The sequence below is a fragment of the Marinoscillum furvescens DSM 4134 genome, from assembly GCF_003386095.1.
In the GTDB taxonomy this organism is placed as follows: Bacteria; Bacteroidota; Bacteroidia; order Cytophagales; family Cyclobacteriaceae; genus Marinoscillum; species Marinoscillum furvescens.
This window is the reverse complement of sequence record NZ_QREG01000004.1, coordinates 308,776-333,431: the sequence shown is the minus strand read 5'-3', so window position 1 is coordinate 333,431 and position 24,656 is coordinate 308,776. Positions and strand designations below refer to the sequence as shown.

Sequence of the window (24,656 nt, the reverse complement as noted above, 5' to 3'; positions counted from 1 at the left end):
AAATCATGTGTCACCACTATTTACTCAGCTCCTGTTCAAGCCCAGCTGCAAGCGCGCATGCAGATACTCCACCTCTTCTTCTGTCAGTTTTGTAGTCCGCTTCTTAATTTCTGAAACCATCTGAGCAAGGTCTTCATGGTGAAATGCTTCAAAACCGTACTCCTCTGTTTTTAGCACATAATCGTAAGGTCCTCTTTGAGCTATAAGTTTCACAAAAATTGGGGCAGTTTCTACCACCAAAAACAAGAGCATGATAAACCAATGTGCTAAATGAACTGCTGAACTTTTGGTAGTCAGTCTGTCCAGCGCCTCTATGCGAGAGGCCAATCCGGTAAGCTGATTAGCTTCTAATGACTGCAGTTCCGCCTGCTCGCGTTGGTTCAAAGCTTTCAAAGCCTCTTCTTTCTCTCGAATGAGCGGTGTATTTGCAGCTACCAGGCCATTAAGCTCCTCCTCTGCCCTGTCTGCATCCGCTTTTTTGATGCGGTAAATAGGACCGGCATTTCGCTGGCCCGTACCTCCTGTACCGTCAGCTTCCTCACGAGCAATGCGCCGAAGCTCATCTCTCCGGTCAGCTTTTTCAGTAAGCTCACTTTTTAGCAGAGCTATGTCCGCCTGTAGGCGGTTGCGTGAGGCCACAAAACGATCCTTTACTACCAGCTCTCTGAGGGCCTGATCTTCCTGTACCATCAATGCGATTTCTGCATTCACTTCTTTCTCAAATACCTTTAGTTCCAAAGGCTTGGCTATCACAATGGAGATCACCAGGGCCAGCACCAATCGGGGTAACACCTGATAAAACTCCTGTAGAGGCTCATCGTTTTTGCGCATGCTCGAAACAATAAACCGATCCAGGTTAAAAATCATCAGCCCCCAAAGCAATCCAAAAAAAGCTGCCGCCAGATAGCTATCAAATACAGTATAGAGGGCATACCCACCCGCCAGCGCCGCAAAAACTCCTGTAAAGAAGATCGTAGCACCTATACCTACATATTTACTAGACTCAGAAGGACACCTGGAGAGGATTTCTCGGTTGGCTCCAGCGCACAACCAAAAGAATGTTTTTAACCTGTTCATGAAAATTTGAACGATGGAAAAGAGCAGATGTTATCTTGTCCATCAGCGTACAAAATGCGCTTTTGTTCGATAAAGGTCTGGCTGATTACCTCCGAAAATATACATGAAAGATGGACCTGTACTTGCCAGGATAGGCTTTACTTCTGGCTAAGGCTAAAAGCACAAGGCGCTTCTCGGAAATGGAATGCACCCCAAACGGCTCTACCATCGGTTGGTCGGTTTTGGATTTATCAGCATACCGGCTGAGCAGTAGCCTACCTTCGTCAAAATTCCAATCGCACCAGACCGTGTCCTTTTCATTCCTTTTTATGTAATAGGCATCCTCGCTGTTTAAAAACTTCAAGATTCCACGTGCATTACTCAAACGCACCTCCTTCCGGTCTGGGTAAACGGAATGCGAGTACCTCCACCAGGCTCCTTGTAAATAGTTGTTTAGCTCCGCCTCGACATTCTGGTTTGCCAGTTCTTTCAGAGTGGTAAAATAGTCATCTTTCGCTATCCCGTCCAGTTGCTTTTTAGCAGCTAGTTCAGCTATTTCCAGATCTAACTTGGCAGTAAACTGTGCATGAAGCACTAAGGAAAACGTGAGAGCTATCCATAAAAAAAGATATTTCATAGGTTTAAGTAGTTATTCACTTTTACCTCTAAAATACCTATTAAACCTTAAACCGCTAACTTCTACTTCACCACAGGAAACACCCGCCGCGTATTTTGCCCGGTAACTGTCACAAAGTATTTTCCTCTCGGCAATCGGTGGGTATCCCATTGGAACGACTGCTCGCCAGCTATTACTCCCGTATACATCGTTTCGAGCCTTCTGCCTTGCAAGTCTATCAACTGAATGGCCACAGGTTCCTGAGTGGCACTCACTCGTATAGTGGCATGCCCATTCAGTGGATTAGGATACACTATTATTCCTCGCGTCTCAGGTTTTTGGCCTGCTAGTAGCCTGGCCCGGTTGCCAATGATCTCCACAGGGTCATAGGTGTCAAATAGTGCGTTTTGGATGCGGTCATTAGAAGCACCGAGCCACTGGTCCATCACGGATCCATATAGCTGCCGAAAATCAAACTCCCACGGCAGGTTATCATCATAAGACATTGAAGACGAGAGCTGTGGGTTGTTGCCAACCACCCCGCCTTTCACGGCATTGCCGAAGAAAAACATAGGTGCCGCGGCCCCGTGATCAGTTCCCAGACTGGCATTGGAAACGATGCGCCTGCCAAACTCTGAAAACGTCATCCCCAGCACTTTATCATCCGTACCCTGATACTCCAGGTCTTTCATAAAAGCCATTACTGCTTCATCTAGCTGGGTGAGCAGCTCATTGTGCTCTCCGGTGGTGTGATCGCCTTCTTCTACCTGAGCATCGTGTGTATCAAACCCTCCCAGGCGCACCAAATAAAGCGGCGTACGGAGCCCTCCGGCTATTAGTCGAGATACGATCTGTAGCTGCTGACCAATATAGGTTTGAGGGAAATCTTGTTGTTTTTTCACCTTGTGTGCAGCGGCAGTCACCACCTCACCATACTGCTGAGATTGTTTGGCTATGAGCCGAATGTAGCGCAGCTTATCACCCGCCAGTGTATCGGGCACTTCGGGTTCTTCATTGTCTACCAGTTCGTAAAACGAATTAGGATCTCCTATCACCATACTCATGGTGGACTGTGGCCCTTGAAAAAGTAACGAACTGCCATAACCCATTTCGATGGAAAGCGGGTCAGCCATATCATCGTTAGGAAATGCCTCTGGATAGCCCGGAAACTCATCAGCCAGGTACCTGCCAGTCCATCCTGAGTTGATCAGCTCATCCGAGTCGGAGCCGCTCATCCAAATGTCAGTAGAGCGAAAGTGTGAATAGTTTTGCGCGGGATAGCCTACATTTTGGATGACCTGAAGCCGGTTTTCATTGTAAAGTGACTTTAATCCTCCCAGGGCCGGATGCAAGCCGATATCCGCATCTGGAAGTCTATGCAATCGTTCCTCGGGCAAAATCACATGCGGTCTTAATTTGTTGAGCACGGACAGTTGATCCAGTGGCACTACCGTGTTGAGCCCATCATTTCCTCCTTCGAGGAAAACCAGTACCAGCACACGATCCTGATCTGCGGCCATGCGCAGCAGCGAAGGCAGCGAATTGGGGCCGGGCATCCGAAAGCCCATCGAACCCAGCACTCCTGGTACGGCTAGCGAGTGTGTAACATGTCGTAAAAATGATCTTCTTCTCATGATACTTACATTAATTGGGCTTCACCTAATTGCAACAAATGCTGGAAAGTGGGCTTTAGCCGGTTTTCTACCACCATCCGGTAGGCTGTGTCCTCGGGGTTTTCGACCATCTCATACCAGGCAGTGGTCCAATAGTCGTCTGTTTGCTGGCCTGAGAGTAAAATGGTTTTTAAATGTACGAGCGTAGCATCGCTGAGCGAAATTCCCAGCAATAAATCACCACTATCCCGAAGCATAGCATTGGGGTCTTCCGGGTGATCCAACTGTTGCAAAAACTTAATGAGGTCAGCCGGATACTGATGGCCTTCGGCCACCCAAAACCCCCAGTGCACCAGACTATCACTGATCAGCGCACGATTGGTGATGGTATCTGTAGTGATCCAGTATTTGTCATAAGACGGCACCTGATAGTAGGCTGGCCATCCGGATACGCTGGGAGGATCGCCCATTTCCATACCCTGATTACCCATGGTCCATAGCATAGAGGCGTATTGCTGGTAGTCCAGGCTCAAATCACTCGTATCGGCTCCCTCTACCTCCAGTGTCCTCCACAGCCCGACGGTATACTCAGCCGGACTTTTGATCATGGCTCCCCGGTTGGCATGGTCATAAAAATGCTCACTTTCCAGGAGGGTACGTACTACAGGTTTTATTTCGTAGTTTCCTTCACGAAACTGCTGAGCCAATGGCACAATGATGTTAGCCTCCACAGATTCATCGATTTCTGGATATACAAAAAACTGGTACAGCCTTCTACAGATGTATTTGGCACATTCCTCGGTATCAAACAGCATATTGAGTAGCTCATCAAGCTCTTGTGCTCCTGCCTGACCAGAGCGACCTTTGATCACCTTGCCACCGTAAAATGCGGAAAACGCCTTATCAGAGGTGTCATGCGCCCAGTCGGCAAACCGAATCCCCAGAGGTCCATTGGACTCAAAATCCTGCCACTTTATTTTCCATCCTGTCAGCACTCGAGCTGCAGCCTGTACATCACCTTCGGTAAATTGTGCATCTGGTCCTTTGCCAATGCAAAAAAGCTCTTGTAGCTCCCTGCCGTAATTTTCATCCGGGGCTTCCTTTTCATTATAAGTACCATTGAGGAAAAGGAGCATAGCAGGATCCAGTGTAAGGTCTCGAATAAAAGTACGGTAATTGCCAAAGGCATTGCGCCGCAGCATTTGATAATACTGATACCCCAACTTGCCATAGAATACATCCCAGATTTTGACAGGCAGCAGGTTGTGCCAAAACAACACCATCTTTTCTTCGAGGCGGGTAGCCTGGTGGTGCATATTGCGTATCACCCACCCTTTGAGTGACACGATGCGTCCACCTTCCAGATCTCCAGCATGCGGAGCATGTATCCAGGTATCCCCAAAGGCCACATCAGGGTCTTCTTGTTCGGCCAGCACACTGTAATTGTTCACTGGAGGTGCTGGTTCTGAGCTTTCTGTGAGCAGCAGGTCCATGACTTGTGTCAAACTGAGGTTGTCCAAAGCTTGAAGATCTGCCTGTCGCACTCCAAAGAGGCATCGCCTCAGCAAGTGTAGCTTTTCAGTCTTACCAAAATCGCCCTGATACTTCGCCAGTCCGGTGTTTAACTGTCGATGGCCTGCGGAAGATTTCCTACCTGAAAGGTCCTCAGGTTTCAGTATTGGGGGTATCACCTTACGAAAGCGAGCGACTATTTCTTCGTAATTTTCGGGCAAATAATCCCTGTTTGTACTATTCATGGATAAAATGGTATTCCCTAAAAATAAATAAAATATTTCTCAACAACTGAACAACTCGATAGATTAGCTAATAGCATCAACATACCTTACCATTATGAAATACATCTGGATACTAACGATCGTAGGTCTATGGGCATGTAGCACGCCGGACCCAACCAAAAAGGATAAAGAAGAGTCTTTAGGTAAAGGAGCGTCTACCGGATATGACTCACTGCTGGCAGCAGCGTGCGGAGCGGATGCATACGGCATGCGCTCATACATCATGGCCAATCTGGTGGCTGGCCCCAACAGGGATCAGGACTCTGCCACGGCCGCAAGGCTACAGCGAGCACACCTGGACAACATTACAAGGATGGCAGAGGAAGGCAAGCTGGTATTGGCCGGCCCTTTTCTGGATGGCGGTGATGTGCGCGGCATATACGTGTTTGCAGTGGAGACAGTAGAAGAAGCCGAAGCGCTAACAGCCACAGACCCAGCCATTCAAGCGGGCAGACTCAAGATGGAGCTACGCCCCTGGTATGGTAGTGCTGCCTTGATGAAAGTGGGTGAAATCCATGAAAAACTGGCAAAAAAAGAAATCTAATCAGAATAGATAATGAAAGAGTTGAAATAAAAAGTCACGTAATTCAAAATTTTTGAAACCTTAATATAGTATGCTTGCATAATAATTATCTAAATTTAAGAGCTGTCCGGCATACCAGTGGGACAGCAATTCTACTAATAACTAATACATTGAAGATGATGAAGAAAAACTCGATTAACCCAATGAAAGCACTAGCCCTCTTTGCAATGGTGCTTGGACTAGGACTATTTACTGGCTGTAGTGATGATGGAGATGATGCCGAACCTGCTCCAACTTTAAACTTGATAGCAACCATGGAAGCGGATGCAGAGTTGAGTGTAATTACAGAACTTATGAAAGCCGATGCAGAATTAAAGGCATATTTAGAAGGTACAGCGGAATACACCGTTTTTGCACCTACCAACACAGCAATGGACAAACTGAAAGCTAACTTACAAGTAGATGACTTCTCGGCTATTGCACCTTCACTTATTGCTGAAGTTCTACGATTTCACTTCGTGGCAGGCACTAATCTTCAAGCAGACCTTACGAGTGCTGGAGTAACCACCAAGCAAGGAGAAAAAATCACAATTCTTGCAAACGGAAACGTGGACGAAGCGGGTCTTGATGCTGATGGTTCAGCATTTGAAGAGGCTGACATCAAGGCTACTAACGGAGTTGTACATAAAATGGAGTCTGCTTTGATTCCTAATACGCTATTGGCAAAAATCGGTGTAAACCTGGGTACTCTTGCCCAGCCAGTGCTACTTTCGTCTAGCTTTACTGGTGTAGCCAGCATTGTTGCAACTGCAGATTCTGACGTACCTTCTGGTGAAACGGCTATTTCAGCAATCCTTGCAGACAAATCTGGAACTTATACCTGCTTCCTACCTGCTGATCAAATATTGGATGCAATTGCTGATTCCAAATCTGTAACAAGGGCAGAATTGATCGCCTCAGTTAGTGGAACTCCAGCTGCTGCAAGAGCTTTTCTGCTAAACCATATTAGTTCTGATGCCAAACTGAAAGGTGCAGATCTCACTGCTAATACAGTTATCACAATGATGACCGGTACCACTGTGGCTGTGGCCGAAACAGAAAAGTCTGAGCAAACACCACTAGGACTTGTATTGGCTAATACTCAGGACCAAACAAAAGTGACTGCTTTATTCCAACTTGATGCATATTCTTATACTCCAGAAGGATCTGCAGCATTGGGAGCTGCAATTAACGGCTCATTGCATGTGAGTAGCATTGTAGAATAACAATCACAATAAATAGCATAAAAAAAGACTGCCAATATTGGCAGTCTTTTTTTATTACCTCACATATAGCATCATTCAATATTGATTACCGCATTTCATACAGTAATTAGCATCCTTAGGGTTCATTTCCTTACACCTTGAACAAGGCCTGCTACCCTCAATTTCTGCCCGCTTATCCATTTTGCGCATTTCAGAACTTACGATACCTGTGGGCACCGCTATGATCGCATATCCCATAAGCATCAATACTGTAGCAAAAGACTGTCCCAGTACCGTCTGAGGGGCTATATCTCCATACCCCACTGTGGTAACAGTTACCACGGCCCAGTAAATACTTCTTGGTATACTGGTAAATCCATTTTGCCCTCCTTCAATTAGGTACATCAGGGTGCCGGTAATCATCACCAGCGTAGACACAGCACCCATAAAGACTAGTATCTTTCGCTTAGAACTATTGAGTGCGGAACCCAGCATTTGTGCCTCACTCAGGTAGCGAGTCAGTTTCAGGATTCGAAATACTCGCAACAACCGAATGGCTCGAATAACTACCAAATAGCTCCCACCTGTCACAAATAAGGCGATATACGTAGGCAGTAAGGCTATTAGGTCGATGAGACCCAGAAAACTAAACACATACTTCTCAGGCCGTCTGGTAATGAAGATACGAGTGATATACTCGATAGAAAACAAAATGGTAAAGGTCCATTCCAAGAGGTCAAATACATGATCGAAACGAGCCTGCAATGCACTAACGCTTTCCAGCATGACTACCACGATACTCAGTAGAATAGCCACTAGCAATACAACATCAAAAAGCTTTCCAGCCGGCGTATCTGTACCGAAGACAATGATGTAAAGCTTGCTCCTCACCCCATTGAAATGCTTAAAACTCGGTTCTTCCATGGTATAAATATGGGTTTATATAATTAAAAAGCCCAATCCATAGGGATCGGGCTTCAAAATATAGATTATTGAAATGGTTAGTTCATCAACTCATCAAAGGTGATAGAAACATAGTAAATAGAGCCAATATTCGGACCACCAAGACTTTGAATGTAATGATCACCCATGACATTTGACCCGCCTATTTTCAGGATAGACTTTAAGTTATCAAGCTTGTATGACACCTGAGCATCCAGTGTGGCATATGATGGCACTTCCCCAACTGCAAACGAGGACTCCCACCTAAACGCATCTTGCCAGCGGTAGGTGATATTGAATCCTAAATTATCAGTAACTTTTCTATTTCCGAACTTCACATTAAACTTATGCTCTGGAGTGTTGAAATCGTTTAACGTATTTTCGGTATAACCGCTAATGAATTTATTCCAATTGTAATTGGCTCCTACAGTGTATCCTTTACCCAGGCTATAGGTTAACCCCAAAGCCGCACCTTGAGTCTTTACCGTTTCATCAAGATTAGTGTATATCTGGAAAGTGTTATCAGATGTACCATTCAAAATAGAATTGTATGCAGGATCTCCAGCAGAATAAATATCAGCACCTATCTCATCGTTAATATCTTGAGCATCCTGCGCAGACAACTCATTAGATGTCACCACTCTTACCTGAGTAATAAAGTCAGTATATGTATTATAATAAAATACTGCATCCACCATCAACTTGTTCTGAATAAGACTTTTGTAACCAACCTCTACGGACTTTACTCTTTCAGGCTTCACTGACTCATAGGAGGTAACAGGCTCCAGAATTTCAGTTGAAGAAGGATCAAATGGCTGCTTCCCACTAAACACATCATTCCTAAACGCATTTACAGAGCCCCCTGTAAAAGCTAGAGGAACCCCAGTAGAACTTGTTTTGGTCAATTGATATGCTTCATAAAATGCCGGTAATCCTCCTAGCAATCGTGCTGAAATAATATCCAAATCTATATACTGCCCTTGTGTGGTAGGATTTCTAAACCCAGTTTGAAAAGACGCCCGTAGATTGTGAGTCTTATTTAGGGTATACACTGCAGAAATCCTTGGATTCACCTGTCCATCAAAATTCTCGTTCTTATCAAACCTCACTGAACCAGAAAACTTCAAATTATCATTTACGCGCTTACCTGCCTGTACGTAAGCTCCAAATTCTTTAATGGTAATCGCACCAGCCGTATCAGCGAAAATGGTACCATTAGAATTCAATTCAAACATTCTAAAACTAGCCCCAGCCTGAAGTTCCATAAAATCGATTTCATTCTTAAAATCGTATTGGCCTTCTGCCTGATACATATTGGACACATCATCGAATAGAGGACCAACAGGTACTACCCCTTCCAATACATCAGATTTGATATCTTCAAATTGACTATCTCCTGCGGTCAATGGGTACCTGTTCGACATTTGAGACTGTGCAAATTGATGTGCTGCCAGTTGTGTTTCCAAGCCAATTGCTGATGGGTCTGAGTCTGGAGCTATATTGTTATTATAGTAGTACCTCAACAACCACAAAGGATATTCAGTAAGGTAATTGGTCACACTTCCTCCATATCGAACATCATTGATTCTTTTTGCCAAAAATTCTGCGATGTAGCTTCCACCTGATTTTTCTCTGGTCGTATAGGCGCGCACATAGAAATTATCACCGCGCAATTGAAGCCTGTGCTGCTGTATACCAAAATCAGAAAGAGAATACCTCTGAGCTCCAGTGTAAATAGAAGTACCCCACCCACCATTAAACAAATAGCTTAACTCCAGCTGATCGTTCAATCGATAGTATAATCCCACATTGATTTTCTTGTTTTCGGCTCCATAGTCTACAATATCCTTTTCTGCATATCCTGGGGCACTAACCACATGACTCGGCAAAAAACCATTTTGAGCATAGGTCCACGCATTAGTCTGACCTATATCATCGTTACCGGAAAATAAACCAATACCTGTAGTAGCCAATTGCTCCCAGCCAAAATCACTTGAGGTGTTTCTACTAAACCTTAAAATATTGACATTGAGGGCCGCCTCATCTCCCATAAAATGCAAGCGATCTGCTCCAGGATTCTCCACACCTAAGCTGGCAAATGGATTGAAAGCAGCATTGCGATCCATAGAAGACGTCCCATGCCAATCATCCGCCCTACTGTAACTTCCATTTACCTTAAATGCGAACTTATCATTGAACGATTTGGCATATCTCAAAGATGCCTCATACATAGGTGATGCACTCTGGTCGGCATTACTACCTACATGGTTCACTCCCGTTTGGACAAAGGCACTTAGCCCCTGATATTCGAATGGATTTTTACTATTGATTAATAGAATACCATTAAATGCATTAGGCCCGTAAAGCGCAGAAGACGCTCCTGGAATTAACTCCACACTTTCTACATCTAGCTGAGATGGGCCGTTCAGGTTACCAATTGGAAAATTAAGCGCTGGCGCCTGCGTATCCATACCATCAATAAGCTGCACAAAACGTGTGTTACCGGTATTTCCAAAACCACGCGCATTGATGATTTGAAAATTGATACTACTAGAGGCTACATCCACGCCCTTTAAGTTGGCAATAGCTTTGTAATAACTATCAGAGGAAGTGCTTTGAACAGCCAAAATATCCATCTTCTCAATACTTACCGGAGACTGGAGGATATTTTCTTCTACTCTGGATGCTGAGACTACTACTTCCTGCCCAATCATAAAGGATTCTCGCATCTGAATATCCAAACTCGTAATGGAAGCCTGACTGATTTCTATCTCCTGGCGCTCATAGCCCACACTCGTAATCACTAAGGTGACGGGTGGGTTTGATGTGATCTCCAGATTAAACCCACCATCCACATCAGTAATGGTTCCCAAGACAGTTCCCTTTACCAGGATATTGACACCTATCAGAGGTTCTCCCGAATCAACATCAGTTACGGTACCAGATACAGACATCTGTGCCCAGGCCACCGTGCCAATCAGCATCAGCAAAAAAGCTAAAAATTGAGTTTTAGTAGCACTAGTTATCATATAATTCAAGGTTAATGTGAGGTTCGTATTTTAGCATGCTAATATTAGAGAATTTTTAGAAGACTTTCATTTTATTTCAACCGGTATTCGAGCAAACTGAACGAATTAAGCACAAAAAAACCTGACGTCTTATCCGTCAGGTTTTACTTTTTCAGAACTATTATACTTTCGTTAGCTCATTTCTTTTTTGACATGTTCGATCATACGCTCGCACACATCGTTGAGTTCCTTGGACATATACTCATCGCCGGTACTGTTCAGCACACTTTGAGCCAAACCACCGATGCAGTCGATATAGAATCGCTTCATATCGTCTACAGGCATATCTTTAGACCACAGGTCTATACGCATCGTGTTTTTTACCTTATGATCCCAAAGACTCAAGCTAATGGACTTGGTTTCTGAGGGTCCTGGCTGATCTTTTTCATCAGCATCCCAGCTGATCTTTTCTGGAATATTGTCTTCGTCCAGTTCTACCGTAATCTTGATTTCTGATTTTTTCATCAGGGTAAACTATTTTTAAAATCCTCGTATGTAAATCCACTTTCGGAAACTGCTGTGGTACTGCAGCCCAGCTCATCGGCTTTGGCATTGATTTCTTCTACTCTGGTATCTGATGGTGGGTGTGTACTCAAAAACGCCGGACCATCACTTCCCTGCCCCTGTTCTTCCAGTTTCTGAAAGAACGACGCTGCCCCGTTGCAAGCATAGTCTGTTTTTGCCAGGTATCGAACCGAAAACTCATCGGCCTCTGTTTCGGCATCACGCCCAAACTTCAGTAAAGCACCCTGGCCCGCAATCTGCCCTGCTACCTGTGCCAGCTGAGATGCATCCTTGCCCAGCGCAATGTTTAACAGCAACTGAATGCCATACTGGCGCTGTAGCTGCTTGGAGCTATGGCGCTGATCTGAATGCGCTATTTCATGTCCCAACACTCCGGCCAAATCATCAGCGTTTTCAAGATACTTGATCAGTCCGGTATAGATATAAATGTATCCTCCCGGCGTGGCAAAAGCATTCAACACATCGTCATGTATGATATGTAACTCCCAGGCAAACTCATCTTTATAACTAACTTCCCCGCTGTTGAGGATTGACTCCTTCATATCTTCCAGATAAGCATAAGCTTCTGGATACGCTGTGCGAGACAGTATGGTAAAGCTGGTATCAGACTCTATCTGCGCATCTACCTGAGCACCAAGTTCTATGTCATTTTGGATGCCAAAGAGCACCAGATCATTGTTCTTATCACAACTGCTTATTCCTATCAACAGAAAAAGCACTGCTACTGATTTCAATATATTGATCATTCGCATCTGTATTTTTTGTTAGGGCAAAGCTGCGATAAAATCCGCATATGTCATGCCTGTTTCGTTGGTTAGTGCTGTTTCGCAGTTGATTTTACTGGCCAGCTCATTAATATCCGAAACGCGGCTCTTCGGACTAGGGTGTGTACTCAAAAACTCAGGCGTGCCCCCTGCCTTGCCTTCATTGAGCAGTTTGGCAAAAAATGTAGCGGCTCCATTGCATGCATACTCTGTATCGGCCAGGTACTTTACACTGTATTCGTCTGCTTCCTCCTCTGCATCCCGACTGAACTTAAGGATAGCACCTGTACCAGCCAACTGAGCTGCTATTTGTGCTAGCTGACTCGGATCCTGCCCCAGCGCGATACTAAGAAGCAGGTTGATGCCGTAGCGTTTCTCGAGCTGCTTGATAGAGTGCCTGCGGTCTGCATGAGCGATCTCATGTCCCATCACCCCTGCCAGGTCATCAGCATTGTCTAAATACTTGATCAGTCCCGTGTATACGTAAATGTAGCCTCCTGGCGTGGCAAAAGCATTGAGCATATCGTCATCACGAATGATCTTCAGCTCCCAGGCAAACTCTTTGAGGTAGTCTACATCGTTGCTAGCTAGAATTCGGTCGCGCATGGCATTGAGGTAGCGATAGGCTGCAGGATACTGAGCCTCTGACAGCAAGGGGTATTCTTGTGGATTGGCTGCGATTTCTTCGCTCACTTGCTTTCCGAGAGCACGATCATCCGAAGGAGAAAACAATAATGAAGAGACTTTTCCTGAACTGGTACATCCAGCCAGAAGGGTGAGCATTATCAATGTCACCGCATATAATGATTTCGAATTTTTCATACCAGTTTGTTTAAAATGTCCGAAGCCTGCCGTTTATCAATGCTCAGCTGTTGCTTTAGCTCATCGATACTGGCAAACTTTTGTTCTTTTCTCAACAACTTGATAAATCGTATAGTGAGTCTTTTGTTATAAATATCAGCGTCAAAATCGAAGATATTTACTTCGATACGTCGTTCCTCACCAGAAACTGTGGGTCGCTGACCGATGTTTAACATGCCCTGAAACTTGCGGCCGTCTAATAGCACCTGCACGGCATATGCACCATCTGCCGGAATAAGTTTGTAGGCTTCAGGCACCTGTATATTGGCTGTGGGAAAACCAATACTGCGCCCAATTCGATCGCCCTCTTTCACAAACCCTGAGAGTTCATAGGGTCTGCCAAGAAAGTCGTTTGCTACATGGATGGCGCCTGCAGCCAGCGCCTCCCGGATGCGTGTAGAACTAACTCCAACATCTTCAATATCCTGCCGGGAGATTTCTTCTACTTCGAACCCATACTCACCAGCATTTGCTTTTAGGTATTCAAAACCTCCTTCACGGTTTTTTCCAAAGCGATGGTCATATCCAATCACCAGCTTTTTCGTGTTCAGCTTTCCGACTACAATCTTTCGTACAAATTCATCCGATGTGAGTTCGGAAAACTCTTTAGTAAAAGGAATCTTTACCAGATAATCTATGCCACTACCCGCAATCAATGCTGCTTTCTCCTCAAAAGTGGTAATGAGCTTCAGCCCTTCTCCCTTTTGAAGGACAAATCTCGGATGAGGCCAAAAAGTGAGTACAATGCTTTTGCCTCCTTTGGCTCTGGCCGTCTTAGCAATCTTTCGCAGGATTTTTTGATGGCCAACGTGTACGCCATCAAACGTACCGCTGGTCACTACTGCATATCCCGGGGCTTCAAAAGTATCTAGGTTGTCAATCAGCTGCATCTGCCTGTACTTTTGCTATAAAGTCTTCCAGACTATGTGCATCTTCCAGCTGATAAGGACCTATACTGGTGCGTCGGAGTTTGCTTAGGTGCGCACCTACCCCCAGTAATTCCCCAAAATCTCTAGCCATACTACGAATGTAGGTACCTTTGGTACAGCCTATCCGAAAATGCACATCGTTGCCTTCCCGTTTGAGAATCTCAAACTCATGAATGGTAATATTTCTTGGCTCCAGCTTTACATCCTGGTTTTTTCGCGCCTTTTTGTACGCGCGCACTCCGTTTACTTTTACAGCAGAATGTGCCGGAGGCACCTGAGCTAACGGGCCTGTCAGCTTTTGTGCTGCAGCTTGCAGCTGTTTGTCGGTGATATGACTCGCATCCTGTTCATTTTCAAACTCCGTCTCCAGATCATAAGAAGGGGTCGTTTTTCCAATCGAAATTACCCCGTCATATACCTTATCCATACCCTGAAGCTCATTGAGCTTTTTGGTAAACTTGCCCGTACCAATTAATAGCAAGCCGGTAGCCAGCGGATCCAATGTCCCCGCATGACCTATTTTCTTTACTTTTAGTGTATATCGTAATTTTTTCACCACGTCGAATGACGTCCAGGTGAGCGGTTTATCAATGAGTAATAGTTGCCCTTCCTGATATTTGTTTACATCCATATCTGACCTAAAATCGCAATCAACCCTACTATCAAACAATACACAGCGAAATAAGTTAACTTCCCCTTCCGCACGATACCTACCATCCATTTGCAAGCCGCATATCCAGCGGCAAAAGCGGCTACAAATCCAATAACGATTGCCACTCCTGATAAACCGGCGTGAGCTTCAGGTGCTTCCAGGTAATCTTTGAGTTTTAAAGCGCTGGCTCCCAAGATAGGAACGAGCACCATCAGAAACGAAAACCGCGTAGCCTTGTTTTTTTCCACCCCTAGCAACAAAGCAGTGGCTATAGTGGCTCCCGAGCGGGAAATACCCGGCAATATCGCTATGGATTGTGCCAGTCCTATAATAAATGCATGAAACCAGCCCACTGGCTTTTCATTGCTCTTTTTGAAATAAGTGAAAAATAACAATGCGGAGGTAATCAAAAGCATGCTTCCTACCAACACCAGATTTCCGGTGAACAGGCTGGTGATTTGATCTTCAAAAAAAACACCAATGATACCTACTGGAATCATTGAGATCAAAATTTTGAATGCAAACTGCCAGGATTCATTCCACTGAAAACTCAGCAACCCCTGTAATAGCTCTCCTATATCCTTACGAAAAACAACGATCGTACTCAGTGCTGTAGCGGCGTGAACGACCACCGCAAACAACAAATTATCTTCTGATTGTACCCCCAGCAGTACACTGCCAATCTCCAAGTGGCCGCTACTACTGACTGGTAAAAATTCGGTGAGTCCCTGAATGATGCCAAGGATCAGCGCTTCTAACCACGTCATAAACTATTATTCGCTATCTGCTGTAGAATCAGACTTTTTGGGCTTGTATAATATGGCCACAAACTGGATAAGAAATCCCAACATCACGACAATTGGCCCGAGCGTGAGTCCCAAAAAACCAAACCCATAAGGTTCGCTATCGGATCCCATGATAAAAAAACCAACAATTAGCGTAAGCACGCCTGCGAGCATGATGATATAATTGACCTTTTGGAAGGCAAATTTGCTTTGATCTGACATAGTTTTCAGTAAAGTTCGTCCAAAGACATGGTTAAATATTTCTTGATGGCACGGTAGGTACTAAAAAACCCTACCAGAATACCTAACAGGATGAGGGCGACAAATAATATCCCCAGACTTTCTATTTCCTGCAGTTGTTGTAAATCTTCTATTTTACGATTGGCAACAGAGAGCACGCCCACCAACAACAAGGAAGCAAATACACCTGCCAGCAATCCATACCAAACGGAACGCATCAAAAAGGGTTTTCGGATGAACCCCGAAGTGGCTCCTACCAGCTGCATGCTGCGAATAAGAAATCGCTGAGAAAACAGGGCTAATTTTATCGTGTTGTTGATCAAAATAACCACTACTACCAACAAGATTAAGAAAAACCCGATGAGCACTACACCTATCTTCGTAAGGTTTTTATTGATGCTTTCTACCAGTGATTTTACGTAGCTCACCTCATAGACTCCACCCATACGCTCTATTTCCTGCTGTATGACTTGCAGGCTATCTGTAGATTGATATTCTGGCTTCACATTCACAACCAGTACATCCCGTAGCGGATTGTCTCCTAAAAATTCTTTAAAATCTTCTCCTGTGTCTTTAATAAACTGCTCAGCCGCTTCATCTCTGGTCACTAGCGTTACAAGCGGATTGCCTTCGCGCTGTAGTACATAAGGCTTGGCACCTATGGTCCGATTGATGCGGTTGATCTCTCCAGAAGAAACCTGTTTTTTGAGAAAAACCTGCAACTCAATGTTCTCCTGAATAATGGTGGTGAGTTTGTTGGCATGAAGGGCCAAAAGCCCAAAAATACCTATCACAAAAAGAGCCAACGTGATACTAAACGTGACACTTACAAAGGGGTAACTCCCCAGCTTTCGTTTTTTACGCGTTTTTTGCTCCATTTCGATTCAAAACTAACGAATGTAGCCTAAATACGCTTACCACTAAAGTTTATTGTTGCGTAGAATCTTTAGTTCTTCGATCAATTGTGAATTGGTGATTTTCTCCAGCTCTTTTACTTTGTCTGTTACCTTCACTGCATAAAACGCTCTTTCGTGATAGAGATACAGCTTGCGGTCATCCGGGCTGTTGATTTCCAGCAGCTCATAAGGCTTGTTTTTAAAATCGCCATATAGGAAAAGCTTCCCATCCAGATAGCGATACTTGAGTATCTCGCTTCTCCTGTTTACCGTTTTCACATCTACTGTCACCAGCTCCTCCGATACCACCTGATCACTGGTGGCAGCAGCTGGCATATCTACTTCCGGTCTGGATATCGCTACATCATTGAGCATACCCGGATCTGGAACCTCTACTACAGGTGTGTAGGTTTTCTGAGTTGGTGCTTTTGCTAGCTCTTCCTTCACTTCAGGAACAACTTCCTTCTCCTCTTCGGCGAATTCCCTCTGGCTTTCAATAGCGACGGGCTCTACCGGTAAGTCGCTTGTCTTTCTTACCTCAGGCACCGAGATAGCGGGTATGTAATCCTCAGCAGGTGAATTGATAACAATTGGATTTGCTGTAGGAATCATATCTTGCTCAGGAATGTCTATGGTGTAATAAACCGCCACACCGATTAATGAGGCAGTGACAACTCCAGCAACTGTTTTGACCACAGCACTTCCAAACTGACCACCCCCAATCCAGGTAGGCGTTACCTCTATGGCATCCAGACGTGCTTTCAGTTCTGCTTTGCGGTATGCAGAAATCCCTTCTTGCACAGATTTCTGAAACTGTACCTCTTCAGCGAAAATCGGGTCTTCTTGCATGGCTGCTTCAAAAAGCTGATGCTCCTTATCGGAGAGTTCTCCTCGTAGGTAAGCATCCATTTGATTTAGGTAGATTGGGTTCATTAATCAAAAAAGTCGGTTGTACTATAGCGTTCCTTTATTAAACTATCCAGTTTCTTTTTACACTTATATTTTTTTGTCTTTGCTGTATCTGTATTCGCAAAATTCAATTTCTCAGCTATGTCTGACATATTAAGCCCATCAAAATAGTAATAGGTCAAAATACGCCTGCAGGTATCTCCCAGCTCTCCGATGCAGTCGATCACTATTTTATAGCGTTCTTTCTCATCGTATCCCTGGTAATCTTCTTTTTCTACCTCTTCTCTACTAAGCCTGCTCTTCCTGTCCAGTTCTTTTCGCCACTGATTGAGGCAGATACTATACAAAAACGTACTGATTTTGGAAGTGAGCACCAGTTTACCACTGGCCGCCTTTTGCCAAAATGCCAAGAGAGCTTCCTGATATACGTCTTTAGCTTCTTCTTCGGTACCATTGTTTTTCAAGACGATGTTGGTCATCATCCGATAGTACTTCTTGTAGAGATAGTCCAAAGCACGCTCGTCTCCTTTGACAATCCTATCCAGAATCTCTCTATCCTTCATACACCCGGAGCTGTACGCTCCCCTTTAAATACCACAAGTCCGGAGAAAGTAACCTCATTTCCCAAAAAACAGCTGATCTTATGTGTAAATTAATCTTTTTCAGGCCATTAAGCTAATCAAATACCCATCTGACACGCCTATTACCCGATCATTTTTGCGAGTTTTCACCGGATGTGTGCCCGTAAATCCGCCAAAAGCAGGTAGTAATGCATGATCGGACGAAAAATAGAAACAAGGAAGCCGCACTCCCTGCCGGGCTAGTCCTTGCATCCGTACACAGGGGTGTACATGACCGGAAATGTTGTATCCTGACGTAAACTGCTTTTCGTGTGTAAACACAAAAGGACCTATGGCCAGCTCATCCGCCACTTGTAACGCTGCTCGCTGGTAGTGAGTCCGCTCCAAAATATCGTGATTACCCTCTATCAGGAGCATTTCTAATGAAGGATATGTATGACGCCATTCTACAAAGTCCTGCCACTCCTCATTGCCCTCGCTGTGGAACAAGTCACCCATAAACAGAATACGTGCCGGCGCAAACTCCTGAATGAGCTGGCTAATCCGGGTCAGATCTGCATGATGGACAGCTCTGGGTATAGGCACGCCATGCTTGCGAAAGTGTCCGGCCTTTCCCAGATGGAGATCAGAAATCCAAAGCGATTGGTTTTGCTTCCAGAATACGGCCTTTTGAGGAGACAAAATGAGGTTTTCACCACATACTTCCAACTCCACATTCCCTTCAGTCACCTCCAGGCGTTTATTCATACGGTAGCCATGTCTGAGTACGGTAAAGAAACATGACATAGCCCCTCACTTTCAGGTTGCCATCTTCCACCCATAGTTTGCAGTCATATAAGTTGCCGCTCTCAGGGTCTAGTATCTCCCCTCCCGTATACTCCTCATCATCAGCATCATACTCCATGTCGGTGATGATTTCCATACCTATCACCTTTTGGTTTTTACGACTTCCCGGACATACTTCACATACTGGGTCCTGCTCTTCTCCTGGCTCTCTAAACAACCTCTCGATGGTACCAAAGTACTTGTCCCCCCGCTTTTCGATCTTCACCACAGAGCGTGGCTTGCCTGTTTCATCATCTATCGTTTTCCACTTTCCAGTGATGGTCTGAGCGGAAAGTGCGCTACCTAGGAGTAGCAAAATTAGTGTCAAGTGGGTCTTCATCATTTGTTGATATTCATTTACATTCAAAAATAGATGCTTTACTGATTTCCAGCTGCTTTTTCCAATTGCATTTGCATCTTCTGGATCCTGTCTGCCAGCTGCTCAGACGTGAGGTTTTGGCGCCTAAACATATCCACCAAAATAGGAAAAGCAAATGGTGTTGGTTTTATAGTTTCTTTCAATACGATCTTTTGCTGGTTGATCCTCCTGACAGCTTCGAACAATCGGCTATGCTCCAACTGCAAAGTGAGCACTTCTTCCATAGACTGACGTAGCAGCAGGTTATCCTGATCATACTCTTCAAATACTTTATACAAAATGCCTGACGAGGCCTGCAAGTGTTTGGCGCGAATGCCCTTACCCGGATAACCCTGAAAAATAAGTCCTGATATGGTGGCTACATCTCTGAACTTTCGCTTGGCCATTTCAGTCATATTGATAGACTCCTGAATATCAGCCATGAGCTGGTCTTCTGTAAACAGGTCATATTCCAAAGCCTCCTCTATGGGGATTTCCTGATCAGAAAGGAGCTCAAAACCATAATCATTCATGGAAATGGAAAATGAAATAGGCTGGATGCGGCTGATGCGAAGAGCTACCACTCCACCAAGTACTTCATGTACAAACATGCCCTCAAACGAATAAAAAAACAGATGAAAACCATAGCGTGTTTTGGTCTTCTCTATCAGTAGCTGATCTTTAGGCGGCACTATAGACCACTGACGCTGCAAGTCCAAAATGGGTTTTATAGTTTGCATCTCCACATCCGTGTAGTCCCCTTTGATCGCCCGATCCAGTTTGTCCCGAATTTTGTCAGCAAGCATGTTTGAAAGTGGTAGCCGGCCTCCTCCCCACTGTGGTGTCAGGCCACTTTTCTTTGAGGATTTGCGCACCAATACGGTCAGGTCTTTTATACGTACAAACTCAAGGTTTTTACCTGCAAACCAAAAAGTATCCCCCGGGCTTAGTCGAGAGATGAAGCTCTCTTCCACGGTACCTATATGTCCCCCTGACAAGTATTTCACACTGAGCGCCGGATCCCCAACTATAGTTCCTATGGACAGTTTATGTCGGGTAGCTGCCCTTTTGTTGATGATTTTATACACCCCGTCATCATTGTACACTTTGGCAAACTCATCATACTGCCCAAGTGATTTGCCTCCAGTAGTGATAAACTCCAGGCACCAGCGCCATTCTTCTGCCGTAAGTAGCCGGTAGCAGTAGGTGTTTTTGATTTCCTGCAGTATTTTCAGAGGCTTAAAACCCCCACTGACAGCCAGTGTCACCAGGTACTGTACCAATACATCGAGGCTCTTTTCTAAAGGTTTTCGGCTCTCAAAAGTCCCTTCTGCGATAGCTTCTCTCAAAGCTGCGCCCTCTACCAGTTCCAGGCTATGTGTCGGTACAAAGTATATTTTACTCACTGATCCGGGCTGGTGACCACTCCTTCCGGCGCGTTGAAAAAAACGAGCAACACCTTTGGGTCCTCCCACCTGAATGACTGTATCTACTGGCCTAAAGTCTACGCCTAAATCTAAGCTAGAGGTACACACCACCAATTTCAACTTACCAGCGTGCAAAGCATCCTCTACCCACCCGCGAATGTCATGATCCATGGAGCCGTGATGCATGGCTATAACACCTGAAAGGTCTGGTGCAAACTTGAGAATAGCCTGATACCACAGCTCCGTTTGAGAGCGTGTATTGGTGAAAAGCAAAGTCGTCTTGCTCTGCTCTATAATGGGCATAATCTTCGGCAGTAGCCTTGTACCCAAATGTCCCGTCCAGGGAAACTTCTCCACTTCATCGGGCAACACAGAAGTCACTTCTACTTGCTTATCTATTTGCGCCTGTAGCGTGATACCTTTTTTGTAAAGGTCTTCACCCAGTAGCACGCGCCTGGCCTGAGGTAGATTTCCTATAGTAGCAGAAATCCCCCATACTTTCAGCCTATTATCGGTAAGCGCTTTGAGCCGGGAGATGGCTAGCTCTGTGGCTACGCCACGTTTTGTCCCCAATAGTTCGTGCCACTCATCTACTATCACGCAGCTGAGGTCTTTGAAATAGTTTGGATAATCACTCTGACTCATGAGCACATGAATACTCTCAGGTGTGATCACGAGCGCTTGTGGAGCTTTCTTTTTTTGAGCCTGTCGCTGCGAGGGAGTAGTATCGCCAGTGCGCAACCCTACGGCCCATCGGAGTTGCAGATCATCGCATACTTCCTGCATGGCACGCTGAATGTCTTTGGCTAATGCCCGCAATGGTGTAACCCAAAGTACCCGAACACCAGGTGTAACTTCCGCAATATCGTGGCATGCCAGATGCTCTAGCAAACAAGGCATCCACAGCGCATAGGTCTTCCCGCTTCCTGTTGGGGCATTGAGCAGTCCACTCTTACCGTCCAAATACGCACGCCAGGCCTGTTCCTGAAATGGAAACGGCCTCCAACCTTTTGATGCAAACCAGTAATATGCCGGCGCCAGTTTGTCGTTCATCTATAGGTAACCAGGAATACGCTTTTATGATTTTTGAATCTTGCTTCCAAGCAGCGGTATTTCTTTTTTACGTATGAACAGGAGCAATGCACATGAGATGAAAACAGTAACCGCATAGTAGAAGAGCCTGCCATCATCTCCACGCACCTCTATTCCCAGAGAAGTTAAATGAAAAAATAAAGCTCCAGATATTACCAGCATTCCGAGGAGCGCACCGTATACCCGGTATTTATTGCTGAGCAGCATTACACCAGCTATGAGCTCTAATACTCCTGAGCCTATCCGACCATATGGCTCTAACCCTATTCGGGTAAAAATGTACACACTTTCGTCGCTGGCAGAAAACTTAAAAAACAAGGTCTGAAGCAACAAAAAAGCAGCTAATATGCTTAATAGCCATTCAAAGATGATTTTCATAAGACGTCAATGGGTTAGTGTAACCCTGAATATACTCGATTTGAAGGAAATATGGAAAGGTGTAAACCCGCAAAACTACAGGGCTATAAAAAGAAAGACCCCCTCATCGCGGAGGGGGCCTATCACCAACCTAACCTAACTAAAAAGTATGATAAAGAGTACTACGTCTTTGACCTGAATTAAGCGATAACCGTGCCAAACTTTAAAACAGGAGAAAAAATATTTTTATTTTTTTTTAGAAGCTAAATCAAGCAGGCATACCTCTCCCATCCTCCGCTCCTGGAGGTAAAAAATGGATCTAATTTTCTCAGAGTTAGAAACCTATTTCAGGTTTGAATCAATCGTAGGTCATTTTTTGCGGCTGTCCTTCACCGCTGAGCAGTCGCTCGAAAATGGACTGCACGTGCTCAAAATCCCAGGGTTTGGAAATATAGGCATGAATACCAAATTCCTCATTGGCCTCTTGTAGCTCTTCCTTTTTCACAAATCCACTCAAAATGATCCGACAGATGTCGTCGTTAAACTCATGCACTTCTCGTAAAAAATCGGTACCCACGAGATCGGGCATTCGGTGGTCAGAAACCACAATATTGATATCGTTTTCTTTTACAATATCCATCCCTTTGTGAGGGTGATCAGCTATGTGAACTTTATATAATCTTCTAAATGCTGACTTGAAACTTCTCAGGTTTGCTGGTTCGTCATCTACGTAGAGGACTGTATATTTCTTTTCTCTCATGTGCTTAGGTTGATCATTCTCAAGTTATCAATAGCGGAGAATCAAATCCAATCTTTTCGATTGATCGGGAATATTTTGTGGATGGATACATTTATCACTACCACTTCGCTTAGTCTAGCAAAGGTAAAGATCATCTACCACATTCGTGACAAAGATTTTTAGGTACGCCTGCCCCCTTTCCACCAAAATACTCCCGTCATAACCAATGCTAGCACTAACCCCGCTACTGTAGCTGTATCTACTACCATTTTCGAAAAATCCACACCGGTAAGATGCTCTACTATGTACTCTATGAATGAAGATGGTAAATGCCGCTCCCCTAAAGCCCTTTTAATATCCCAGTGCCAATCTGTAAGTAAACAATACCCCAACTGACCTTTTATAAAGCCAATGAGCAACCAGGAAACAAGTACTAACAGTAAAACCACCCGATGTAGGCATCTGGTACGTGGATGTATCCACCCCAGCAAGACAAAGAGTATAACCACCAAATGAAGCACCGTGAGCAGATAATCTAACCAGATCATTGTTCACACACTACCAAAAAGATGCCAGATTATTTCAAGAGAAACTCCAATACCTCTGGCTTACCATCAATAGATGTAGACACCTCCAGACCAAGCATACGGGCAATGAAAGGATAGACATGGACATTTTCGAAGGCAGGGACCTTCACCGCTCTTTTTACCTGTGGACCAAAAGCACTGAAATACGCCCCCATTTCCGGGCTTGTGAATGGATCAAACCCGTGCGTACCTCCATAGACCTGCCCCGGCTTGCTAAGTATCACTGTAGGCGGGCTCGTCAGCAGCACGAGATCCCCCACCCGATCTTCATTTTCAAAGCGCATGTAATCTGGTAACGCGTTTTTACGAAACACCTGTAGATTTTCCACTTTCAATAGCCGCTCGTACATGTCGTCAACTTTTGAGGGATCTTTCTGGTAAATCATAGGAGGAAAACTATAAGACACTCTGGAATCCTGAAGATCTACTACTTCTGGAAGTACTATTCCACGGCTGATGGATGCCATCCCATGATCAGATACTACCACTACATTTACATCCAGCTCAAGTCCCTCCAACGCTCTCATAAAGTCGCCTATCAAACTGTCCAGCTCTAGCACTGCCTCACCCGTCTTTTCGTGATCTGGCCCATAGCGATGCCCCGCATCGTCTACTAGAGAAAAATAAGCCAATATCATATGAGGACGCTTTCTAGCCGGTAACTCTAGCCAGTCAACAACCTGATCAAACCGATATTTATTGCTTATACTACCATCGTAACTATAATTATATGTGGGCTTAATACCTTCGATCGGTGCTTCAGACCCAACCCAAAAGAAACTTGCACTCAGCATCTGCTGCTGCTCAGCCAACACCCATAGTGGCACTCCGCCATACCATGCTGGATTTTGTACTGCCGACCGGTCTCTTATCCGGTACCAGGCATCCATAGACCTACTATAGAACTCATTACTTACCAGCCCATGGTTTGCAGGATACATGCCCGTGACTATGGTGTAGTGGTTGGGGAACGTTTTGGTCGGAAAAGCACTGTACATTTTCTCCGCAGTGACTCCATCATTTGCGAGCTTACAGAGGTTTTTGGCTCCAAATTTTTCTGCATAATCATACCGAAAACCATCGATACTAATGAGCACAACGTACGGCTGGCCCAAAGCCCAATCACCGTTTTCCCGGTCGATTGTTTGAAGTTTTTCGTGCTGGGCCTCAACGTGACTAACCAGCAGTATCAGTGCCATTAACAAATGGAGACGGGGCAATAGGGGTAAATTGTTCATTTTGAATAGTAAGCAGTTAAAAAGATTGCTTGA

The 24,656-nt window shown here is 44.9% G+C and carries 25 protein-coding genes; 2 read left to right on the top strand and 23 right to left on the bottom strand.

Features of this window, described 5'->3' with window-relative positions:
• Window positions 1-24: 24 nt before the first annotated feature.
• The 4 genes from C7460_RS06950 to C7460_RS06935 all read right to left on the bottom strand — a co-directional run bounded on the left by C7460_RS06950 (window position 25) and on the right by C7460_RS06935 (window position 5,042).
• A complete protein-coding gene (locus tag C7460_RS06950; RefSeq protein ID WP_115867362.1) occupies window positions 25-1,077 on the bottom strand; it encodes a DUF4407 domain-containing protein in 1,053 nt (350 codons plus the stop codon).
• Window positions 1,078-1,162: 85 nt separating this feature from the next.
• A complete protein-coding gene (locus C7460_RS06945) occupies window positions 1,163-1,693 on the bottom strand; it encodes a hypothetical protein (protein ID WP_115867361.1) in 531 nt (176 codons plus the stop codon).
• Between the two features lie 62 nt (window positions 1,694-1,755).
• Entirely contained in the window at window positions 1,756-3,306 is a 1,551-nt protein-coding gene (locus tag C7460_RS06940; RefSeq protein WP_115867360.1) for a DUF1501 domain-containing protein, read from the bottom strand.
• A gap of 5 nt (window positions 3,307-3,311) precedes the next feature.
• A complete protein-coding gene (locus C7460_RS06935) occupies window positions 3,312-5,042 on the bottom strand; it encodes a DUF1800 domain-containing protein (protein ID WP_115867359.1) in 1,731 nt (576 codons plus the stop codon).
• Window positions 5,043-5,136: 94 nt separating this feature from the next.
• Here C7460_RS06935 and C7460_RS06930 point away from each other — a divergent pair, with 94 nt between their 5' ends.
• Both C7460_RS06930 and C7460_RS06925 read left to right on the top strand, forming a co-directional pair.
• Window positions 5,137-5,625 carry a YciI family protein gene (locus C7460_RS06930; protein ID WP_115867358.1) on the top strand — a complete coding sequence of 163 codons (489 nt, stop codon included), beginning with the start codon at window positions 5,137-5,139 and terminating at the stop codon, window positions 5,623-5,625.
• Between the two features lie 155 nt (window positions 5,626-5,780).
• Entirely contained in the window at window positions 5,781-6,869 is a 1,089-nt protein-coding gene (locus C7460_RS06925; RefSeq protein WP_115867357.1) for a fasciclin domain-containing protein, read from the top strand.
• A gap of 75 nt (window positions 6,870-6,944) precedes the next feature.
• Here C7460_RS06925 and C7460_RS06920 read toward each other — a convergent pair whose 3' ends face one another.
• From C7460_RS06920 to C7460_RS06830, 19 genes are all read right to left on the bottom strand, one after another.
• Entirely contained in the window at window positions 6,945-7,772 is an 828-nt protein-coding gene (locus tag C7460_RS06920; protein ID WP_115867356.1) for an ion transporter, read from the bottom strand.
• 77 nt (window positions 7,773-7,849) lie between these two features.
• Complete coding sequence (locus C7460_RS06915) at window positions 7,850-10,819, bottom strand: TonB-dependent receptor (protein ID WP_115867355.1); 2,970 nt, start codon at window positions 10,817-10,819, stop codon at window positions 7,850-7,852.
• A gap of 171 nt (window positions 10,820-10,990) precedes the next feature.
• A complete protein-coding gene (gene gldC, locus C7460_RS06910; RefSeq protein WP_115867354.1) occupies window positions 10,991-11,323 on the bottom strand; it encodes a gliding motility protein GldC in 333 nt (110 codons plus the stop codon).
• Entirely contained in the window at window positions 11,323-12,129 is an 807-nt protein-coding gene (locus tag C7460_RS06905; RefSeq protein ID WP_115867353.1) for a M48 family metalloprotease, read from the bottom strand. The genes gldC and C7460_RS06905 overlap by 1 nt, the downstream gene beginning before the upstream one ends.
• 18 nt (window positions 12,130-12,147) lie before the next feature.
• Window positions 12,148-12,969, bottom strand: a complete 822-nt coding sequence (locus C7460_RS06900) for a M48 family metallopeptidase (RefSeq protein ID WP_115867352.1) — start codon at window positions 12,967-12,969, stop codon at window positions 12,148-12,150.
• Entirely contained in the window at window positions 12,966-13,898 is a 933-nt protein-coding gene (locus C7460_RS06895) for a bifunctional riboflavin kinase/FAD synthetase (RefSeq protein ID WP_115867351.1), read from the bottom strand. Before C7460_RS06895 ends, C7460_RS06900 begins: the two co-directional genes overlap by 4 nt.
• On the bottom strand, window positions 13,885-14,568 hold the full coding sequence (truB, locus tag C7460_RS06890; RefSeq protein ID WP_115867350.1) for a tRNA pseudouridine(55) synthase TruB: 684 nt from the start codon (window positions 14,566-14,568) through the stop codon (window positions 13,885-13,887). Before truB ends, C7460_RS06895 begins: the two co-directional genes overlap by 14 nt.
• Complete coding sequence (locus tag C7460_RS06885) at window positions 14,559-15,356, bottom strand: undecaprenyl-diphosphate phosphatase (RefSeq protein WP_115867349.1); 798 nt, start codon at window positions 15,354-15,356, stop codon at window positions 14,559-14,561. Before C7460_RS06885 ends, truB begins: the two co-directional genes overlap by 10 nt.
• Before the next feature lie 6 nt (window positions 15,357-15,362).
• Complete coding sequence (locus tag C7460_RS06880; RefSeq protein WP_115867348.1) at window positions 15,363-15,596, bottom strand: DUF3098 domain-containing protein; 234 nt, start codon at window positions 15,594-15,596, stop codon at window positions 15,363-15,365.
• Window positions 15,597-15,601: 5 nt separating this feature from the next.
• Window positions 15,602-16,492 (bottom strand): cell division protein FtsX, encoded by an 891-nt coding sequence (locus C7460_RS06875; protein ID WP_115867347.1) that lies wholly within the window; start codon window positions 16,490-16,492, stop codon window positions 15,602-15,604.
• Between the two features lie 42 nt (window positions 16,493-16,534).
• Entirely contained in the window at window positions 16,535-17,443 is a 909-nt protein-coding gene (locus C7460_RS06870; RefSeq protein ID WP_115867346.1) for an anti-sigma factor, read from the bottom strand.
• A complete protein-coding gene (locus C7460_RS06865; RefSeq protein ID WP_115867345.1) occupies window positions 17,443-17,982 on the bottom strand; it encodes an RNA polymerase sigma factor in 540 nt (179 codons plus the stop codon). The genes C7460_RS06870 and C7460_RS06865 overlap by 1 nt, the downstream gene beginning before the upstream one ends.
• A 99-nt stretch (window positions 17,983-18,081) precedes the next feature.
• Window positions 18,082-18,747, bottom strand: a complete 666-nt coding sequence (gene pdeM / locus C7460_RS06860) for a ligase-associated DNA damage response endonuclease PdeM (RefSeq protein ID WP_170147917.1) — start codon at window positions 18,745-18,747, stop codon at window positions 18,082-18,084.
• Complete coding sequence (locus C7460_RS06855; protein WP_245986215.1) at window positions 18,740-19,168, bottom strand: DUF2147 domain-containing protein; 429 nt, start codon at window positions 19,166-19,168, stop codon at window positions 18,740-18,742. The genes pdeM and C7460_RS06855 overlap by 8 nt, the downstream gene beginning before the upstream one ends.
• Before the next feature lie 35 nt (window positions 19,169-19,203).
• The gene (locus C7460_RS06850; RefSeq protein ID WP_115867342.1) at window positions 19,204-21,663 is read right to left on the bottom strand and encodes a ligase-associated DNA damage response DEXH box helicase; all 2,460 of its coding nucleotides are present in this window, start codon (window positions 21,661-21,663) and stop codon (window positions 19,204-19,206) included.
• 24 nt (window positions 21,664-21,687) lie between these two features.
• A complete protein-coding gene (locus tag C7460_RS06845) occupies window positions 21,688-22,080 on the bottom strand; it encodes a DoxX family protein (protein ID WP_115867341.1) in 393 nt (130 codons plus the stop codon).
• Between the two features lie 337 nt (window positions 22,081-22,417).
• On the bottom strand, window positions 22,418-22,819 hold the full coding sequence (locus C7460_RS06840; RefSeq protein WP_115867340.1) for a response regulator: 402 nt from the start codon (window positions 22,817-22,819) through the stop codon (window positions 22,418-22,420).
• A gap of 158 nt (window positions 22,820-22,977) precedes the next feature.
• A complete protein-coding gene (locus tag C7460_RS06835; protein ID WP_115867339.1) occupies window positions 22,978-23,346 on the bottom strand; it encodes a DUF2784 family protein in 369 nt (122 codons plus the stop codon).
• Window positions 23,347-23,375: 29 nt separating this feature from the next.
• Window positions 23,376-24,623 (bottom strand): alkaline phosphatase family protein, encoded by a 1,248-nt coding sequence (locus C7460_RS06830; protein WP_115867338.1) that lies wholly within the window; start codon window positions 24,621-24,623, stop codon window positions 23,376-23,378.
• Window positions 24,624-24,656: the final 33 nt, after the last annotated feature.

Excerpts from the sequence above, each read along its gene's own strand:
- C7460_RS06950 (WP_115867362.1), bottom strand. The coding sequence starts at position 1,077 with ATGAACAGGTTAAAAACATTCTTTTGGTTGTGCGCTGGAGCCAACCGA.
- C7460_RS06945 (WP_115867361.1), bottom strand. The coding sequence starts at position 1,693 with ATGAAATATCTTTTTTTATGGATAGCTCTCACGTTTTCCTTAGTGCTT.
- C7460_RS06940 (WP_115867360.1), bottom strand. The coding sequence starts at position 3,306 with ATGAGAAGAAGATCATTTTTACGACATGTTACACACTCGCTAGCCGTA.
- C7460_RS06935 (WP_115867359.1), bottom strand. The coding sequence starts at position 5,042 with ATGAATAGTACAAACAGGGATTATTTGCCCGAAAATTACGAAGAAATA.
- C7460_RS06930 (WP_115867358.1), top strand. The coding sequence starts at position 5,137 with ATGAAATACATCTGGATACTAACGATCGTAGGTCTATGGGCATGTAGC.
- C7460_RS06925 (WP_115867357.1), top strand. The coding sequence starts at position 5,781 with ATGATGAAGAAAAACTCGATTAACCCAATGAAAGCACTAGCCCTCTTT.
- C7460_RS06920 (WP_115867356.1), bottom strand. The coding sequence starts at position 7,772 with ATGGAAGAACCGAGTTTTAAGCATTTCAATGGGGTGAGGAGCAAGCTT.
- C7460_RS06915 (WP_115867355.1), bottom strand. The coding sequence starts at position 10,819 with ATGATAACTAGTGCTACTAAAACTCAATTTTTAGCTTTTTTGCTGATG.
- gldC (WP_115867354.1), bottom strand. The coding sequence starts at position 11,323 with ATGAAAAAATCAGAAATCAAGATTACGGTAGAACTGGACGAAGACAAT.
- C7460_RS06905 (WP_115867353.1), bottom strand. The coding sequence starts at position 12,129 with ATGATCAATATATTGAAATCAGTAGCAGTGCTTTTTCTGTTGATAGGA.
- C7460_RS06900 (WP_115867352.1), bottom strand. The coding sequence starts at position 12,969 with ATGAAAAATTCGAAATCATTATATGCGGTGACATTGATAATGCTCACC.
- C7460_RS06895 (WP_115867351.1), bottom strand. The coding sequence starts at position 13,898 with ATGCAGCTGATTGACAACCTAGATACTTTTGAAGCCCCGGGATATGCA.
- truB (WP_115867350.1), bottom strand. The coding sequence starts at position 14,568 with ATGGATGTAAACAAATATCAGGAAGGGCAACTATTACTCATTGATAAA.
- C7460_RS06885 (WP_115867349.1), bottom strand. The coding sequence starts at position 15,356 with ATGACGTGGTTAGAAGCGCTGATCCTTGGCATCATTCAGGGACTCACC.
- C7460_RS06880 (WP_115867348.1), bottom strand. The coding sequence starts at position 15,596 with ATGTCAGATCAAAGCAAATTTGCCTTCCAAAAGGTCAATTATATCATC.
- C7460_RS06875 (WP_115867347.1), bottom strand. The coding sequence starts at position 16,492 with ATGGAGCAAAAAACGCGTAAAAAACGAAAGCTGGGGAGTTACCCCTTT.
- C7460_RS06870 (WP_115867346.1), bottom strand. The coding sequence starts at position 17,443 with ATGAACCCAATCTACCTAAATCAAATGGATGCTTACCTACGAGGAGAA.
- C7460_RS06865 (WP_115867345.1), bottom strand. The coding sequence starts at position 17,982 with ATGAAGGATAGAGAGATTCTGGATAGGATTGTCAAAGGAGACGAGCGT.
- pdeM (WP_170147917.1), bottom strand. The coding sequence starts at position 18,747 with ATGAATAAACGCCTGGAGGTGACTGAAGGGAATGTGGAGTTGGAAGTA.
- C7460_RS06855 (WP_245986215.1), bottom strand. The coding sequence starts at position 19,168 with ATGATGAAGACCCACTTGACACTAATTTTGCTACTCCTAGGTAGCGCA.
- C7460_RS06850 (WP_115867342.1), bottom strand. The coding sequence starts at position 21,663 with ATGAACGACAAACTGGCGCCGGCATATTACTGGTTTGCATCAAAAGGT.
- C7460_RS06845 (WP_115867341.1), bottom strand. The coding sequence starts at position 22,080 with ATGAAAATCATCTTTGAATGGCTATTAAGCATATTAGCTGCTTTTTTG.
- C7460_RS06840 (WP_115867340.1), bottom strand. The coding sequence starts at position 22,819 with ATGAGAGAAAAGAAATATACAGTCCTCTACGTAGATGACGAACCAGCA.
- C7460_RS06835 (WP_115867339.1), bottom strand. The coding sequence starts at position 23,346 with ATGATCTGGTTAGATTATCTGCTCACGGTGCTTCATTTGGTGGTTATA.
- C7460_RS06830 (WP_115867338.1), bottom strand. The coding sequence starts at position 24,623 with ATGAACAATTTACCCCTATTGCCCCGTCTCCATTTGTTAATGGCACTG.